General features: G+C 31.0%; 17 protein-coding genes. 9 read left to right on the top strand and 8 right to left on the bottom strand.

Annotated elements, in window-relative coordinates; all coding sequences use genetic code 11:
* Positions 1 to 10 precede the first annotated feature (10 nt).
* From CVT08_RS01950 to CVT08_RS01915, 8 genes are all read right to left on the bottom strand, one after another.
* The gene (locus tag CVT08_RS01950; RefSeq protein WP_107856965.1) at positions 11 to 1,225 is read right to left on the bottom strand and encodes a radical SAM protein; all 1,215 of its coding nucleotides are present in this window, start codon (positions 1,223 to 1,225) and stop codon (positions 11 to 13) included.
* A 51-nt stretch (positions 1,226 to 1,276) separates the two neighbouring features.
* Positions 1,277 to 2,542, bottom strand: coding sequence for a type II secretion system protein GspD (locus tag CVT08_RS01945; RefSeq protein ID WP_196381018.1), 1,266 nt, complete (start codon positions 2,540 to 2,542; stop codon positions 1,277 to 1,279).
* Positions 2,490 to 3,614 carry a zonular occludens toxin domain-containing protein gene (locus tag CVT08_RS01940; RefSeq protein WP_107856964.1) on the bottom strand — a complete coding sequence of 375 codons (1,125 nt, stop codon included), beginning with the start codon at positions 3,612 to 3,614 and terminating at the stop codon, positions 2,490 to 2,492. Before CVT08_RS01940 ends, CVT08_RS01945 begins: the two co-directional genes overlap by 53 nt.
* Before the next feature lies 1 nt (position 3,615).
* Entirely contained in the window at positions 3,616 to 4,062 is a 447-nt protein-coding gene (locus CVT08_RS01935; protein ID WP_103610599.1) for a hypothetical protein, read from the bottom strand.
* Complete coding sequence (locus CVT08_RS01930; RefSeq protein ID WP_196381017.1) at positions 4,059 to 6,113, bottom strand: hypothetical protein; 2,055 nt, start codon at positions 6,111 to 6,113, stop codon at positions 4,059 to 4,061. The genes CVT08_RS01935 and CVT08_RS01930 overlap by 4 nt, the downstream gene beginning before the upstream one ends.
* Before the next feature lie 219 nt (positions 6,114 to 6,332).
* Positions 6,333 to 6,638, bottom strand: coding sequence for a hypothetical protein (locus CVT08_RS01925; RefSeq protein ID WP_107856963.1), 306 nt, complete (start codon positions 6,636 to 6,638; stop codon positions 6,333 to 6,335).
* A gap of 42 nt (positions 6,639 to 6,680) precedes the next feature.
* Positions 6,681 to 6,902: a phosphonate transporter gene (locus tag CVT08_RS01920; protein WP_107856962.1), complete on the bottom strand. Its 222-nt coding sequence runs from the start codon at positions 6,900 to 6,902 to the stop codon at positions 6,681 to 6,683.
* A 125-nt stretch (positions 6,903 to 7,027) separates the two neighbouring features.
* Positions 7,028 to 7,468 carry a hypothetical protein gene (locus CVT08_RS01915; protein ID WP_196381016.1) on the bottom strand — a complete coding sequence of 147 codons (441 nt, stop codon included), beginning with the start codon at positions 7,466 to 7,468 and terminating at the stop codon, positions 7,028 to 7,030.
* Positions 7,469 to 7,641: 173 nt separating this feature from the next.
* On the opposite strand from CVT08_RS01915, the gene CVT08_RS01910 reads away from it, so the two are divergent.
* The 9 genes from CVT08_RS01910 to CVT08_RS01870 all read left to right on the top strand — a co-directional run bounded on the left by CVT08_RS01910 (position 7,642) and on the right by CVT08_RS01870 (position 15,646).
* A complete protein-coding gene (locus CVT08_RS01910) occupies positions 7,642 to 7,893 on the top strand; it encodes a cobalt chelatase (protein WP_103578958.1) in 252 nt (83 codons plus the stop codon).
* The gene (locus tag CVT08_RS10105) at positions 7,890 to 8,033 is read left to right on the top strand and encodes a hypothetical protein (protein WP_230855946.1); all 144 of its coding nucleotides are present in this window, start codon (positions 7,890 to 7,892) and stop codon (positions 8,031 to 8,033) included. Before CVT08_RS01910 ends, CVT08_RS10105 begins: the two co-directional genes overlap by 4 nt.
* Positions 8,034 to 8,665: 632 nt before the next feature.
* The gene (locus CVT08_RS01900) at positions 8,666 to 8,899 is read left to right on the top strand and encodes a hypothetical protein (protein ID WP_196381015.1); all 234 of its coding nucleotides are present in this window, start codon (positions 8,666 to 8,668) and stop codon (positions 8,897 to 8,899) included.
* A 4-nt stretch (positions 8,900 to 8,903) separates the two neighbouring features.
* Positions 8,904 to 9,356: a hypothetical protein gene (locus CVT08_RS01895; RefSeq protein WP_103578955.1), complete on the top strand. Its 453-nt coding sequence runs from the start codon at positions 8,904 to 8,906 to the stop codon at positions 9,354 to 9,356.
* A 178-nt stretch (positions 9,357 to 9,534) separates the two neighbouring features.
* Complete coding sequence (locus CVT08_RS01890; protein WP_196381014.1) at positions 9,535 to 10,821, top strand: tyrosine-type recombinase/integrase; 1,287 nt, start codon at positions 9,535 to 9,537, stop codon at positions 10,819 to 10,821.
* A gap of 50 nt (positions 10,822 to 10,871) precedes the next feature.
* Entirely contained in the window at positions 10,872 to 12,554 is a 1,683-nt protein-coding gene (locus tag CVT08_RS01885) for a phage integrase SAM-like domain-containing protein (RefSeq protein ID WP_107856639.1), read from the top strand.
* Entirely contained in the window at positions 12,551 to 13,015 is a 465-nt protein-coding gene (locus CVT08_RS01880) for a hypothetical protein (protein ID WP_107856638.1), read from the top strand. Before CVT08_RS01885 ends, CVT08_RS01880 begins: the two co-directional genes overlap by 4 nt.
* Before the next feature lie 96 nt (positions 13,016 to 13,111).
* The gene (locus tag CVT08_RS01875; protein ID WP_103652011.1) at positions 13,112 to 13,663 is read left to right on the top strand and encodes a zinc ribbon domain-containing protein; all 552 of its coding nucleotides are present in this window, start codon (positions 13,112 to 13,114) and stop codon (positions 13,661 to 13,663) included.
* 12 nt (positions 13,664 to 13,675) lie between these two features.
* Positions 13,676 to 15,646: a double zinc ribbon domain-containing protein gene (locus tag CVT08_RS01870; RefSeq protein ID WP_107856637.1), complete on the top strand. Its 1,971-nt coding sequence runs from the start codon at positions 13,676 to 13,678 to the stop codon at positions 15,644 to 15,646.
* The last annotated feature ends 5 nt before the right edge of the window (positions 15,647 to 15,651 follow it).

Below are 15,651 nucleotides of genomic sequence, written 5' to 3'. Positions count from 1 at the left end.
AATATACTCCTTAAAACTCATTACAAATCAAACATCTATCTACAAAACTATCAATATCAGGGGCATTTAAATCGTGCTTTTCGTGATAATGTGTAAAATTATCTAAATTTCTATCAAGCATTAAATTTTCAACATAAGCCAAATGTTGAGTATTGACATCACCGCCCAAGCTTTGATAGTAATTTACTAGCTCGTAATCTCGCATTTTACTTACTGGCTTAACTCTTTTTTCGGTATTAAACAATTCATCGCAAATTTTTAAAATTTGCCTTTGTTTTAAAGTGCTACCAAAATTCTTTATTTCATCGCTTGCATCTTCATATCGTTTAATAGTATTGCTATCTTTAATAATCCTAGTTTTTTGCCAAAGATCGCCAAATTCATCAAATATTTTTAAAGGCTTCCTAGTGTCAGGATCAACGACAACAGTAACCAAGCCTTTATTATAGTTTTTAGTAAGAGATATTAGATCAATACTGCCGTTTAGTTTTCTATAAATTTCAAGACTTACAAATGTTTTTGACATTGTAAAACGTCTAATTTTATGCTTTAAATACCAATAGCTAATATCGGTTAAGTTATCCAAATCAGGATTTTGGCGTAAATCATCAAGAGTTTTAAAAATATATTTCATAACATACGAAGTAGCATTTTTAATATCAGTTTCAACCCTGCTATGAGTATCTAAAAAACGACTTTTAATAGCAGAAACGCACTTATCCAAATTTTCTTTAGGGACAAAAACAAGTAAATTTAAATGACAAGTTCCATCTAAGTGCGGTTCTTTAGTAGTTATATAGCACCTTTGATTTTGTGATAAGCTTCTAAAATGCAATGAATTCATAATGCTTCTAACTAAAGCTTGAAGCTTACTAGCACCTGCGCTAACGCTATGCTTATCATCATCGATATACTTTTTATTATAAACAAGCTTTTTCTTGCCACTCTTAAGAGTTATAAGCTTTTGTCTATGATACTCGCTTGGCAAGGTAAAAACTGCAAAAATAGGGCAAAGACCTTGACTTAGAGCATAATCATTAAGACTAGCTACTCGGTTATTAAGTTCAGCAATGTATCTATTTGAGTTATGCCAGCTAGAAAAATAAAAATTTGAGTAAGGAACATACTCGCCATTTATCATAAAGAAATTGCTATCAAGAAATTTCTTTTGATTTTCTAGCTTAGTTTTTAAAAAGATTTTATCGGTTTCGGTAATTCCATACATCTTATTCCTTTAGGTTACACACTTATATTATATATAGCCAAGAGCGCACGCTCATTCCCCACTTCGTGGGGCCCCTTTTGCGTTGCGCGATGCGCTCGTTAAGTAACGTTCTAAAGCAAGGTGTTTATCTGCTGGATCATAATAAAACTCTGAAAAAATATCTTTCTCAGATGGTAGCATAGTGATAAATATACTAAAGCTATAATCGTTTGTTTTTTCGCTTTTATACGTCGTTATATCGCCAAGAATAGGAATATTTTCAATAAATGGAATAGTCTTTGTTGATTTAATTGTTTCTTTGCTATTAATACCGCCAATAAGAAATGAATTTGTATCAGTAAGATAAACATTTGTTTTTAGATGCCTACTTGAAATTCTAGGAGTTAATGTATCATCAAGCAAATTTTCAATATATAGATCCAAAGTAAAACTAACACTATCATTAGTAATCAAGACACTTGAAATATAAAGCTTTAAACCAACATCTTGATATTCAACTTGGTTGGTAGTAATGCTTTGACTATTTTGAATATCGATTGATGATTTTTGAATAGGGGTTTTTATAACGCTCTCAATTACGCTATCTTTATTATCAATAACAGTAACTCTAGGATTATAGATCAGATCAGAAACGCCCTTTTCTTTAAGTAAATTTATAAGACTGGTGACAGAATCTTTATTAACTTTGGTGCTATCGACTGTAAGAACGTTGGTAATAATTTTAAAGTAGAAATGATCTAAAGGACTTAAGATAGATTCTATACGTGGTCCAATCTCTTTAAGCTTTGTGTTATCTGTGCTAATAATAGTAAAGCTAAGCTGTCGTAATTGATAGCTAGTATCAAGCCCATTAATAAGATTATCAATAATCTTATACTGGCTTTCAGTGGTAATAAGCAATATCCTATCACTATAAACAGTGTATTTTATATTTTCACTAAACAAAGATAAGGCAGATACAACATCTTCTTTTGATATGTGCTTAAATTTTATTATATAGTCTTTCAAAACTGGCTTATCTTCAACTTTTGGATTATATATCAACAAAACGCTATCTTGAATCAAATAATCAAGACCATTCACGTTTAAAATATCTTTAAGCAACTTAGAAAAAGTATCAGTATTGCTTAAATCAAGCGTAGGTAAAAACACGTCAAAGTTAGTATCAACATTGCCACTAATGACAATATTTTTACCAGTTATAGAACTAATCTCGCCTAAGAAATCGTTAAAGGCAATATTACGATATTCTAAGGCAGATAAACTACTTGAGAGTAGGAAGCATAGGACTAGAATCAGTTTTTGGAGATTTTTCATTTGCAAACCCTTGTGATGAATTTTCTAAGCTTTTTAAAACCCTTTCAAAATCTGCATGGCAAGAAACAAAGTAATCAATGTAGTTGCCTGACTTCTTATCTTGTAAGAATATATGGCAGTTTGAGAAAGAAAGGAGTTCTAAGAAGCTATCTAAAGATAAATCAATGGCGTAATTTCTAAATTTACAACCGCTTGGAAAGCAAGTTACCCTTAGATAGATTCTATTATTATTAAAAATAGTGGTGTTTATATCTGAATTATCTACACTATTTGAAATTGTTTTAGGCTCTTTAGAATCAGAAGTATTTAAATCAACAAACCTAGTATCTTGAATAGTTGATTGAGCTGGCTCATGTTTAGGCTCTAAGAATTTATATATAGCGTAAGAAGCTACAATAAAAATTATTAAAAATAAAATCTTTTTAGTTGCATAGCTTTTATAAATTTCTTTTGAACCACTACTATATAAATCTGAAACTTTTTGATTAAATTTTAGATTTTCAGAACGAATAAGATTGTAATTAAAATTAGATGAAGTGCTATAGACTTTATATTTAAAAAGACTACTAAAGAGCCTTTTTCCGCTAGGCTGAGCCATATACATGAGCTCGGTATGAACTAAATATTCTCTATTTGTCTGACGTTTAGACTGGAAAAGAAAGATAATATCTATCCCAAAGTGTCCATGATAGCTTAGAAATCTACCCAAGCTCTCATTAAAGTTTTTAGTAAAGGTGTTGTAAGCTTCATCAAGAACTATCAAGCAATGATGATAATTTTCGTAAATTCCATTTTTCAAGGCATATTCATCATAATTATCTACATTCTCTAAAAAGCCATTTTCATATTGAGAACTAAGGGTATATTCTTGACTAACGGCAGTAAGAAAATCATTTTTATCATATTGCTTTACAAAGCCGTTAAAATGATCAAATTTTAAGCCATTGATATTAGTATAAATAAACCTATACTTTGATTCGCCTTTTAAGTGCAATTCATACTCATCATTTATTAAATGAACCGCTTTATAAGTTTTTCCAGAACGTGGCGGACCAATAATTAAACTAAGCATGCTATCTACTCATTAAAGTTAATAGATCAGTTATGATCTTTGTCATATTAGCCCTAACATACAAGATAACCCTATAAAGCTGGAGAGCAAAGAACAAGCTAAGAATAGATATAAACAAGGTCATTGCAGTTGAAAAAGCAGAAGCTAAACCGCTTTGATGTAAAAACTCCATAGCAGAATTTAAAACAGTCTGATTAGGCAAACCGCCAAAAGAACCACTAACGCTAGAGCCATAATCAAACATTTTAGGGATATACTCCCTAAGTAAATTCCAAATTTTCATAATAAATAAAATGGCATAGCCAGCAAAAGCAATAAGAAAAGCCACAAAAGAAGCATAAATAGGCACAACAAAGGCTAAAATAGTATTTCTTATGCCAATTTTCTTTACTAGAAATTCAATAAAATTAACTATAAAACCACCAACCGCACCGATTAACCATTTCATGATTCACCACCCACCCTAAAGAGATATTTCAAAGAAAACATAATGATCTCGAAGCTAAACCAAATCGTGAAAAACAAAGTAAGAATAGACCTATAAGGAGTAACAAAACGACAAGGATCGATATTAAATAAATTATTTTTACCGCTACCAGGAGTTGGACCACTAATAGTAAAAGGACAAGTTCCTTTTGGAATATCAGGAGCATCAATACCTTTATTAAAAACGTCAAGCGACTCGTTAAAGTTATTCATTAAGTTGTCAATATCGCTCTTAAAGTTGTTCAAAAAATTAAAAGCATCATTAACGGACACATCAAATTTAGCAAGCTCGCTTTGCAGTGCAGAAAAAGAAGTAGCAGTATTAACATTAGGCTCATAATTCCATTGTTCTAACTGTTGATTTTTGATAGAAGTTAAAGTATCGTTTATAGTATCAAGCTTGGCACTATTTCTATTTAAAGCCTGCTCTAAAGAGCTTAAATCAATAGACTGGGTAGGCTGGCTAGGAGTAGTTGTTGATGATGAACCGCCACTACCTGAATTAGATGAGCTACCAGATGAATTTGTTGATGTGCTATCTTTTGGAATAGAATTAGTAACTTTATTATCAGAAGTAATAGTATTAACGTAACCAGTAGAAAACTTATTACTACCGCTTGGGGTCTTATAAATATAAGAATAAGTTACATCTTGAACCTTAGAGCCAGTAGATGTAGTAGTTTCAACAACTTCAACATCAATAACACTTTTATCAGGGGTAACAATATTACCTTTGTAAGTTGCTTTATTGCCTGCATTGCTAGTTTGCTTAATTGTCATGGGCAAATTTGGAGTAGGTTTATCAGAAGCTTTAAACATAGTATTTAAATCATAATCAAGGTTTATGTTTTTAACTTCATTAGGAACAGTTATATCTTTTGTGGGGATAGGTTTAGACATATCCTTAAGCTTTGCAGTAACAATTGTATTGTTTTCAATTTTAGAAACTGAAGCATCTTTTGGCAAATCAAATTTTCTTAAATTTGGAGAAACATCGGCAGTTGCTTGGGGTGACTTAACTATATTTGATGAAGCTGAAGCAGTGGAATCAAGCTTGCCAGTTTCTTTAAAAACGCTGTTAAAAACAATTGCATTATCATCAACTGGATTAAGGTTAAAAACTGGCTCAGGACCAGCCTTAGTAGCTTTTATATCAACTATTTGGGGGCGATATTCTAATAAATTTACCTTAGGCACTTTCGAGCCACTAGCAAACAAACCTTTAAAAAAATTAGTTAAAGAACTAAGACCATTTTTAAAAGCATTTATAGGAAGTGGGATCATAAAACCACCCATAATAAAAAGATCATTATCAAGCTTTATTTCAGCCTTAAAATGCTCGATAGTTTCAGGGGCATAACAACCGCTAGGAATACTCATACAAGTTGAGAGTTCATAACCACTAACACTATCATCGCAACCATGAAATTTCATATTTCTTTTTTTGCAATCACTTTCAGATATGTTAGGATCAGGAAGACACTCTTCGACAGTTTTTGTTCGAAGAAGAAGCTCTACCTTTCTTTCATTGTAGATCATAGGCTTAGGACACCAAGCAGGGCGTTTATCAAGCTCACACTGTCCAGTTTCTTGATTTAGAAAATGATCTTTAGGGCAAGTTTGGCACTCTTTAGTTTTTAAATTTAAAACTTGATCAGCAGAACAATTATAAGAATAATACCTAGAGTAAGAAACAGTATTAGCATTAACAAAATAATCTTTAGGATAACCAGGGTAATAATTATCAACACCAGTTATATTAAATATAAAATTAGAAACAATAAAATGATCACCGCCTGAAACTAAGCCACAAGTAAGAGTAGAACTTTGAACAATCTCTGAATCAACAATATAATAAAGAGAGTTATTAATTTTAAAAACTTTATAACCATTTTCCTCATAAATAAAAGAAATTGCCCTAGTAAAATTCGATAAAGAATGGCAATCGGCGTAAGCAGATGAAAAAGAAAAAAATATAAAGAACAAAAGAAAAAATGATTTTATTTTCTTCATGAATTTAACCCTTTTTAAAATTTAATACCTGACGCCCTGCGGTTGTCGCTTATTTTTTATCCTGAGGAAAAAAATAAGTTTAAAGCTTCGCAAGGAAAAATTTATATCTAAAAAACTATTTCACAAAAGAGAGAGCTATAACGTATATAAAAATAGGCACAAAAAAGAGAGAGAAAACATTTAAAAAATAATTAAATACATAATTATCAAATACTTCAATCATCGTGTAGCTCCGACTATAATTAACCCAATAAGAAAAGAAAATGCTATAAGTATCGCAGAAAGACCCATTAAAAAATTAAATTGATATTCATATATACCTAAATTTGGAAGTAAATCATTTTTTTGAATGTAGCAAATATTAGTTTCAGTGTTAAAAAGATAGTTTGTTTGAAAATTAGAAAATGAATAATCAGAAGTAGAAACGCTATCATCAAAATTTACAAAAAATACTTTTTTATCTTTTATGTAGAAATCTTTAACACAGATATTTAGATTAGGAACGTATATAGCATTTTCTTTCATTATTTTAACCTTACAAGGGAGCAAAAAGCCCCCTATAAAAAACTACTTTATGAAAGACTTGACTCTGCCAGCAATCATAAAGATAAAAGCGACAGCAATAACGCCAGCAAACACGTAATCGAACAAAGCATAATCAGCTTTTAATGGCGTAGCCGGAACAGTTGGAGCATCTGCCGCAAAAAGAGCTGGAGCAGTTAGCAACATAGAGCTAGCAACAGCAACTTTACCCTTAGTAGATTTTAGAAAATTTTTAGTTTTTTCCATATCTAACTCCTTTTTAAAATTTTAGAGATCAATCTCTACAAAATTTAAAAAATAAACTTTGTAGAAATTGATATGAGCGGGAGAGTGGTTTGCTACTCACATTAAGGCATAGCCCCCGCTTTTAACTATTTAGATGATTTAGTTTCTTTCAAAAAAGGATTTTCATTGAAAACTTGGAAACTTAAAGTTTCATCAGGGAACATATATGCACCATTGCGAGTATTTAAAAAGCGATATGGAACAGCGATATATTTGCCTTTTACAGAATCAAATTTTGGCTTAAGAGAAAAGTCATAATTGATAGTTTCAGTTGATTTAACAAGATAGCCGTGTTGATCGCGACTTTCAAAAGTGATAGTTACGTCGATAGACGATGAAACTTCGCCAGTTTTCTTGTCGATGCGAGAAATCGGACGAACTTCGTCACAAAGGCCTAAAAGATAAGTGTACATGTGTAGCTCCTTAAAAAATATTTGTTTTGTAGCTAAGTATTTTAGGGGCAGAGCTACACCACCCCCAACAGTTTTACAACGTATTAAGGTTGTAACAAACAAGCCCCTAAACATCTCTACTCTGTTGCGGGCAGTTCATTAGGTTCAAAATAGTTTAAAGCCATATTAAGGGCAAAATTTACATACCTTCGATAAAATCGGAAATATGAAATCATTTCATACGAACAATGAAATTATTTCATAATGTAACTTAAATAAAAATTAAAAATGAAAGAATTTCAAAGAATATGGAAAAAAAAGAGATAGCAAATTTACTAGACATAGAACTAAGAACACTCTATAACTGGGAAAAATCAAGACCAAAACTATATAATTTCATTATAGAAAATATTAAAGATAAACAAGAAAATAATTCAAAAACGGATGAATTAAAAAAATATTTTGAAAAATTATCAGAGATAGAACAAGAATATTTTTTATCTAGCTTAAAAGTAAAAGTATTAGAAAAAGAAATAAAACAAACAGAAACATACAAATGACAAATGCAGAAATCGCAAAAAAGCTAAAAATAGCTGAAAAAACAATATATAACTGGCGTAAAAATAGAAAAGAGCTTTTTGAAGTTATAGAAAATGGACTAAATTTAAAAGAAAACAAAAGAAAGCCTATATGTAAATGATGCATATAAAAATTAATACAGCTCTTTGAAAAAAACTATCAGAACAAGAAAATTCAATACTATATCCTAGATATAAAAAAACAAAGAAATTTTTAAAAAGAAATAGATAAATGAACAAAAAGAGAAGTAGCCAAATTTATCGGAAAAGATATAAGCACTATCTATAACTGGAAAAATAACCCAAACTTATACAAAAATACTAAGAATTTTTATTTTCAAAAAGAAAGTGAAATAAATCCAACGCATAAAGAGCTAATAGAGCTATTTGATAAGTTAAGTGAAATGGAACAACAATTTTTATTTATCAGACATAAAAGCAAGAATACTTAAAAAGAGATAGATAAATGAAAAATCTAATAAAATACAAAAATAATTTGTCAAAAAAAGTATAAAAAAATGACTAGACAAGAATTAGCAGAAAAAAATTAAATATTACAAGAAATACACTAACAAACTGGGAAAAAAAGAAAAAAACCAGAATTAATCAGATTAATAAACCAAGGTCTAGCACTAGACGATCAAATTTCGGAAACTCAAAAATTCTTAGAAAAAAATTAGAAAAAAATAAAAAGAAAAAAAGCAAACAATGGAAAACTAAATATAAAAAGAAAAAAATAGGTAGAGATAGATAAATGAATAAAAGAGAAGTAGCCAAATTCATCGGAAAAGATATAAAAAAACTATCTATAACTGGGAAAAATAACCCAAACTTATACAAAATACTAGAATTTTATTTTCAAAAAGAAAGTGAAATAAATCCAACGCATAAAGAGCTAATAGAGCTATTTGATAAGTTAAGTGAAATGGAACAACAATTTTATTTATCAGACATAAGAGCAAGAATACTAAAAAAAGAAATAGGTTAATAGAGTGAGAATACTAAAAACTTTATTATTGCTTTGCATTTTTTTAATTGCTGATCCAATAGAAATACACGTAGAGAAAAACAAAAACCAAAACAAATACATAAAAGATTTAAATTTAGTAGGCGACTGGAACATACAAACGGAGAGATACTTTATAGATTTTATACTAACAGCAGGCAGTAGCTGGGATATAAGTTTTAAAAAAAATCACGAAATTTTACTTGATAATCAACCAAGAGAAATGTTTTGGAAATACGACAACGAAAAAGGGGAAATAAGCATATACAACAAAAAAGAAATAACCATATACGGCGGAGATGAAATAATTTTAAAAGAATACATAGGAAATAAATGCTTTAAAGCAGAACTAAACAAAAACCACCAAATAAAAATGTGTAAAACAAAAGGAACAATAGTAAATAACGTAAAAGAATTAATAAAAATAGATATGAAATAAAATGTATAGTATTCAAATCCCTCTCTGTCCGCCACAAACACAGTATTTTTCTTTCCAACTTCCCTAAATTTCGGTGTTTTAACTGCATTTATTAGCAGATATTTTTGTCTTAAATTTCAGACAAATCAGCTTTGTTACAGAAAATTTGCACTTTTGTTACAGAAACTAGGATCATTCTATGAGCTCTAGATTGATTACCAAGGTTCCTAATAGACCAAATTTCTATTTTTTTGATACTGCTCTTAAAGATGGTAAAAAGCTAACTGTTAAATTTTGCCTTTTCACAAAAGATATAGATGAGGCGGTAAGACTGGCAAATTCTATAAAAGCCGCAGCCAACGAAGCTCTTGCTAAAAAGATAACCACGACGCATGCAAATTCTAAAAGCCTAAGGACCTTAATAAACATTAAAAGACAAAATGAGCGGTGTATTAAACAAAATGGCATATTTTTAGATGTTAGCGAATATAAAGAGCTCTCACAAGAGGTGATAGCTAAATTTTATAATCTAGTAGCTCCAGAAGAAAAGCTTGAAAAAGAGTTCAAAACATTATTGGACGCATCTTTAAGCCCAAAAGAAACCTCGCCGCTATCTTTTGAAGCAGTAGCTAAAAGATATGTACAAACAGAGTGCTTAAAGCTAAAGTCCAGTGATAAGACCAAGGGCTATTACATTAAAACTGGCAAGCTCTTGGATGAGTTTTTTAAAGATCGTCAAGGTAAAGAGTTTAGCTACAGTGATGCTGAAAATTTTCAAACAACTCTAGCAAGCAAAAAGCTTAACAAAAAGACCATCAACAACTACACATCTTACTCAAAAAGGCTCTTTGACTATGCCATAAAGATGGGCAAGCTCACAACCAATCCTTTTAAAATGCTTACATCTTTTAAAATTTCAGCTGATGAGAAGTCTCCGAAAGATAACTTTAGTCTAGATGAATTAAAGATAGTTTTTGACACTCAAAGAAAAGATTTGAGAGATTATATGATGTTTGCACTTCATACGGGATTAAGACTAAATGAAATTTGGCAACTTGATAGCAAAAGCGTAGGCGAAGAAGATGGCATAAAATTTATAAATGTTAGAACTGCAAAACAAAGAGGGGGAGTGAAAAAGTATAGACAGATACCTTTGCATGAAAATATTGAGTATTTAAGCGATCTAAAGTGGCTAGAAAATATTAAGAGCAGTAAGGTTAATAGCGATTACTTTAGTAAGCGATTAAATAGACACATCCATAAATGTATCCCACTAGCAAACGTTACATTTCATAGGCTTAGGGGAAATTTTGCTAAGGCTATAAAGGATTACTGTTTGGAGAATTCCTTGACCGATCTAACATCTGTTTTGCTAGGACATAGTGCCGATCTTGCAACTGATACGTACGCAAAGGAAATATCTTTAAAAGCTAAGCAAAATTCTATGATTGGACTAAAAATTTTTAAATTTTTACATAACCAGTGATTTTTGAAAGCAATCGGTATAATTAATAATAAACATAAAAAGGATTTTCGATGGAAAACAATAAAAAATCTATGGATGTGACAATGCAAAAGCTGCTTTGTGTAGAAAAATATGAGGATGTTCATCATGGGCGGGTAAGGGCGTATTATGATACTGATATAAAGTTATTGATGCAAGATGCAATATATTGCCTCAATAAGGGATATTCTAGGTGTAGTGGCGAGAAAAAAAGACAATATTGGCTTAAGATATTTTTAAACCTAGCAAGTTTGTATCCGTGTATTTTATCACTAGATAAAAAAGGCATAGTTAGTAGTACGATTACTAATTTTTTTAACAACTTAGCCGAAAAAGAGTCTCGAAAAAAAAGAATCATTAATCAAGATCAAGTCGTAAGTCAAAATAAACTACCGCCAGAACTTCATATAGATCAAAAAAAGTGGGATAATTTTCTTCAACTGTATTATGGACAGATAGACTTTAATAATTATTACAACACTCCAGTGAGTAAAAAAATATCTGATGGAGTGTATAAAGTAAGAGATGGCTTTCTCGTAAGGGGTCAATTTATACCGAGTTATATTTTTTTAGAAATTAGAGAGTGTATTATAAAACAAGAAAAGACAAAAATAGTACCTGTAAAGCATCAATATGGTGTTAAACTAGAAAACTTTGAAGATATAGAAAAAGATTTTATGGAGCATGTTGCAAGGAAGCGAAATTTTAGTGATAGTACAAAAAAAGAGTACCATCATGCACTTAAGCTGCTTAAGGAATTTCTTAATGATAGAGACATCAGCATAAGCGATATAAATGTAAAAGTAGCTGAGGACTTTCATGAAGGTCTTATTAAAGAAGAAGGTGTGAGAGCAAGAAACAAAAAGAGAGCAAATAATATAGTAGGCTTTTTATCAAATGTATTTAATAGACTTGCGCATTTAGGAGTAGTTGGTAATAACTTTTTTAAAAAAGAAGCGATAGATCGATTTGGTATTAAAGAGAAAACGACAAAGAGAAATTTCTCTATGAGCGAGTTAATGCTGTTATTTTCTGGAGAACATAATATAGAAAAAGAGATACTAGACTATTTTCGCTTTAAACTACATGTTGGACTTCGTATGGAAGAATTCTTTAGATTAAATGAAAATAGTTTCATAACAGAGACAATAGATGGGCAAACATATAATTGTGTCATTATAGATACAGCAAAAGGCAAATGCAGTAGCGAATCCAAAAGAGTAATTGTCCTACATGAAAATATCAAAGACTTACATAATTATAAATGGGTTAAAGCCATAAAAGAACAATACCCTACAATAAAGTCTTTTAATAAAAAAGCCAATGGCTGCATAAGAAAAGTTATAAGTGATAAAAAAGTTAGTGATCATCGCTTGAGAGGCAACTTTGCTAAGAAATTAGTAGAATACGATCATATAAACAACATAAGTGACTCCATTGTAAATGTTGCAGATGAATTAGGCCACAATACAAATAAAAACAATAGAAAGAATCTTGAAGAATATAATGACCTAGTTAGGGGAATGATGGGTTATAATCTCTCCGACGCTCTTGACATATACGCCCAATCTCAACTTTTGAAACCTAAATTAAGAGACATAAAAGCATTTGATGAATATTCAGGTATTTTCAAATACTTAGATATACCAAGTAATAAAATACCACACATTAAATCAAATAAAAATAATAAAAATAATAAAAAGGACAAAAAATGATAATAATTCATAACAATGAACTTTTGTTCAGACCTGCTTACTCAGACGAACTTTATATATTTGATGATCCGTTTGAGACTATTAATGATTGGCTTGATGCGACGATCATGGGCTTAAAACAAGAATGCCCTTTTGTTTTAAGCGGTTCATCTCTTGGCGAATTTACTACAGAAACGAGTGATTTCACAATAGGTGGCGAACAAGGCGAGGCATTGACTTACCAAAATGTATTAGATTTTTGTAAAGAGCTATACGATGAAGTCTTTAAGATCAGGAGCAAGCTAGTTGGGCTCTTTTGTCAGTCCATAGGCTGCACAGACAAAGAGGAATTTGACGAAATTTATCAAAAATTCAATAAAAAACTTAATGAGTTTAAAAAAATTCTAGACAAGTTTAAAATACCACAAGGCTTAGATATGCAATATGGCTTCAAGCAGTCCATGCCTTCTTATATTTATTAAAGCTATGCTTATTTTTAAGAATGAGCTTAGTAAAAGTTAAATAGAATTATTCACTTTGAATAGTTCTATTCTTTAAAAATAAAAAAGGAATGTAGTATGGAGACTAAATTTTGTCCATTTTGTGGTGAGACAATTAACAAAGATGCTATTAAATGCAGATTTTGTGGTAGCTTCTTAAATGAGGAAGCCAAAAATCAAGCAAGAGAACAAATGAATAGCCAAAAAAATATGGCGAATAATTTCCCATATCAAAACCAAGCAAATAGTAATGAAATCCCGCTTGGTTTTATAAGAACATGGGATGGAGAAGTAATCCTAAAGCCACAAGGCTTCAACTTTTGGGCATTTATATTTGGGCCTCTATACTATACTGGATATGATAACCTGCTATATATATCTCTAGCAACTATATCAACAGTTTTATTATACTTCTTGATTAGTATAGGCATAAAAAATGATAGTATGGAAATGATTAATATTGTTTATGTGGTTTATTCAATCGGTTTGACCGTGGCACAAATCATAGCGGGTGCAATAGCAAATAAGGTTCTTCCAGTAAAAACAGTTAAATTTAATTATGGCTGGGCAATTGGTGCATTTTTAGTATTGCTTATTGCACAATTGATATCTCTAAGACTATTTTTTTAGTAGGATTTGGGCATGAATAACAATCTAGTCAAATGTCCTTTTTGTGCTGAAGAAATAGAAAAGGACTTGGAATTTTGTCCAATCTGCGATACACAACTAAAAACGCAGTGCCCTTTTTGTAAAGAAGAAGTAAAGACAAATGCCACCAAGTGCAGATTTTGTGGTGAAACCTTGCACTTTATGCCAAAAACCAAAAAAGAGATCATTAAAGAGCAAGAAGAGAGTGAAAGAAAAAGGCTGCAAAAGTTAGAAGAAGAAGCAAGAGATGAGCAGCTAAGAAAAGAAAAAGAAGAAGAGGCAATTCGCTTGAGAGAGCAAAGACAACGTGAGCTAGAAGAAGCTAGACTTGCCGAAGAAGCCAAAAAAAGAGAAAACAAAGAGCAACTAAAAAAGCACATAAAAAAATATAAATTTATATATGCTATATCTATTTTTATACTTGCTGTAGCTGCAGCCTCTGCGTTTATATTCTTGGGAAATCCAAGCAGATATGAAATTTATAGTCTAGGAAATGAATGCGAAAATCAAAATGGCGATAGTTGTATGAAGTTGGCATACTTTTATGAAAAGAAGCATGACACTGCAGCAAAGCTGTATGCAGACAAAGCAATAAGTCTTCTCAAAGAGAAGTGCAAATCTGACTCTAAAGCCTGCTATCAACTAGGTATGCTTTATGAACATGGCAACTATCAAACTAGTAGTTTTACTTTAGAGAAGATAAAAAATGTAGATTATAAAGAGGCTTATGAATACTACAAAACATCTTGCAAATCAGATAATACGCAAGCTTGCGATAGGCAAAAAGCACTTGAAGACGATGCAAAAATCGCTTGCGAGATAGGGATAAGCGATGGCTGCATAAAACTGGCTAAAGATTATGAACAAAAAAACGACCTAGAGCATGCAAACGAGATCTATACAAAGCTTTGTAACAATAACGACAAAGAAGCTTGCAAGGCTTTAGCTGGTAATCTACTAAAAGGTAATCCCTCTGAAAAAAATATAAAAGTAGCTTATGAGATATATAAAAAAGTTGATGTCTCTAAAGCAAATACAGTTTTTAACGGCGAACATGGATGCCTTCTAAACAATAGTCTTGCTTGCTTTGAATTGGGATTAGAATATAGCAACAAGGGTGATTACAAGAAAGCAAATGAATATTATGCGATGGGGTGTAATTTAGGAGATGGCGGATCTTGTAATAATTTGGGCATTAATTACAAAAATGGAGATGGGGTCTTAGCGGATACAAACAAAGCAAAAGAGTTTTTTCAAAGAGCTTGTGATCTTAATATTGGTATTGCTTGCCAAAATCTAGCCAATCTATATTGGCTTGAAAAAAAGATAGATAGTGCTGCCATAAATTATGAAAAAGCTTGTAATCTTGGTATGGCTAAATCTTGTGGGTATGCAAGCGAACTTTTTAAGGATGACGCAAATATCTTTAAGGATCTAAAAAAAGCTATCGAATTTGCTAAAAAAGGGTGCGATCTAAAAGATGACAAGAGCTGCTTTATCCTTAGTGCTGGATACGGGGAAGGTGATGGTATAAAAAAGGATATTAAAGAAGCTAATAAATACTATCAAAAAGCTTGCGATCTAAATAACGATGCTGATGGATGTGCAAGTCTTGGCTATAACTATAAATATGGCTATGGAATAACTAAAGATCTAACTTTGGCTAATAAATATAATAAAAAAGCTTGTGACGCAGGAAGTGGTAAAGGTTGTAACTACCTTGGTGTAAATTATAGAGATGGCGCTGGCTTTGAAAAAAATATACAAAACGCATACTCTTACTTCAAAAAATCTTGTTATGACTACAACTATGCTAGGGGATGCACAAATTTAGGCGAAATATTATGCATATATGGCAATTATACCAATGCAAAACAAGAGGCAAAAGACGCGCTAAATAAAGCATACTATAAACTAGGCGACAAGAAAGCACTAGATATACTTAATCAATATTTTAGCAACTAAACACT

Origin of the sequence: Campylobacter concisus (assembly GCF_003048835.2) — a bacterium.
Lineage (GTDB): Bacteria > Campylobacterota > Campylobacteria > Campylobacterales > Campylobacteraceae > Campylobacter_A > Campylobacter_A concisus_D.
Note: the sequence above shows the minus strand (reverse complement) of the source record. Positions and strands in the feature narration are given on the sequence as shown.

What these genes read in the sequence shown, in the direction of transcription:
- CVT08_RS01950 (WP_107856965.1), bottom strand. Translation starts at nt 1,225, where the DNA reads ATGTATGGAATTACCGAAACCGATAAAATCTTTTTAAAAACTAAGCTA.
- CVT08_RS01945 (WP_196381018.1), bottom strand. Translation starts at nt 2,542, where the DNA reads ATGAAAAATCTCCAAAAACTGATTCTAGTCCTATGCTTCCTACTCTCA.
- CVT08_RS01940 (WP_107856964.1), bottom strand. Translation starts at nt 3,614, where the DNA reads ATGCTTAGTTTAATTATTGGTCCGCCACGTTCTGGAAAAACTTATAAA.
- CVT08_RS01935 (WP_103610599.1), bottom strand. Translation starts at nt 4,062, where the DNA reads ATGAAATGGTTAATCGGTGCGGTTGGTGGTTTTATAGTTAATTTTATT.
- CVT08_RS01930 (WP_196381017.1), bottom strand. Translation starts at nt 6,113, where the DNA reads ATGAAGAAAATAAAATCATTTTTTCTTTTGTTCTTTATATTTTTTTCT.
- CVT08_RS01925 (WP_107856963.1), bottom strand. Translation starts at nt 6,638, where the DNA reads ATGAAAGAAAATGCTATATACGTTCCTAATCTAAATATCTGTGTTAAA.
- CVT08_RS01920 (WP_107856962.1), bottom strand. Translation starts at nt 6,902, where the DNA reads ATGGAAAAAACTAAAAATTTTCTAAAATCTACTAAGGGTAAAGTTGCT.
- CVT08_RS01915 (WP_196381016.1), bottom strand. Translation starts at nt 7,468, where the DNA reads ATGTTTAGGGGCTTGTTTGTTACAACCTTAATACGTTGTAAAACTGTT.
- CVT08_RS01910 (WP_103578958.1), top strand. Translation starts at nt 7,642, where the DNA reads ATGGAAAAAAAAGAGATAGCAAATTTACTAGACATAGAACTAAGAACA.
- CVT08_RS10105 (WP_230855946.1), top strand. Translation starts at nt 7,890, where the DNA reads ATGACAAATGCAGAAATCGCAAAAAAGCTAAAAATAGCTGAAAAAACA.
- CVT08_RS01900 (WP_196381015.1), top strand. Translation starts at nt 8,666, where the DNA reads ATGAATAAAAGAGAAGTAGCCAAATTCATCGGAAAAGATATAAAAAAA.
- CVT08_RS01890 (WP_196381014.1), top strand. Translation starts at nt 9,535, where the DNA reads ATGAGCTCTAGATTGATTACCAAGGTTCCTAATAGACCAAATTTCTAT.
- CVT08_RS01885 (WP_107856639.1), top strand. Translation starts at nt 10,872, where the DNA reads ATGGAAAACAATAAAAAATCTATGGATGTGACAATGCAAAAGCTGCTT.
- CVT08_RS01880 (WP_107856638.1), top strand. Translation starts at nt 12,551, where the DNA reads ATGATAATAATTCATAACAATGAACTTTTGTTCAGACCTGCTTACTCA.
- CVT08_RS01875 (WP_103652011.1), top strand. Translation starts at nt 13,112, where the DNA reads ATGGAGACTAAATTTTGTCCATTTTGTGGTGAGACAATTAACAAAGAT.
- CVT08_RS01870 (WP_107856637.1), top strand. Translation starts at nt 13,676, where the DNA reads ATGAATAACAATCTAGTCAAATGTCCTTTTTGTGCTGAAGAAATAGAA.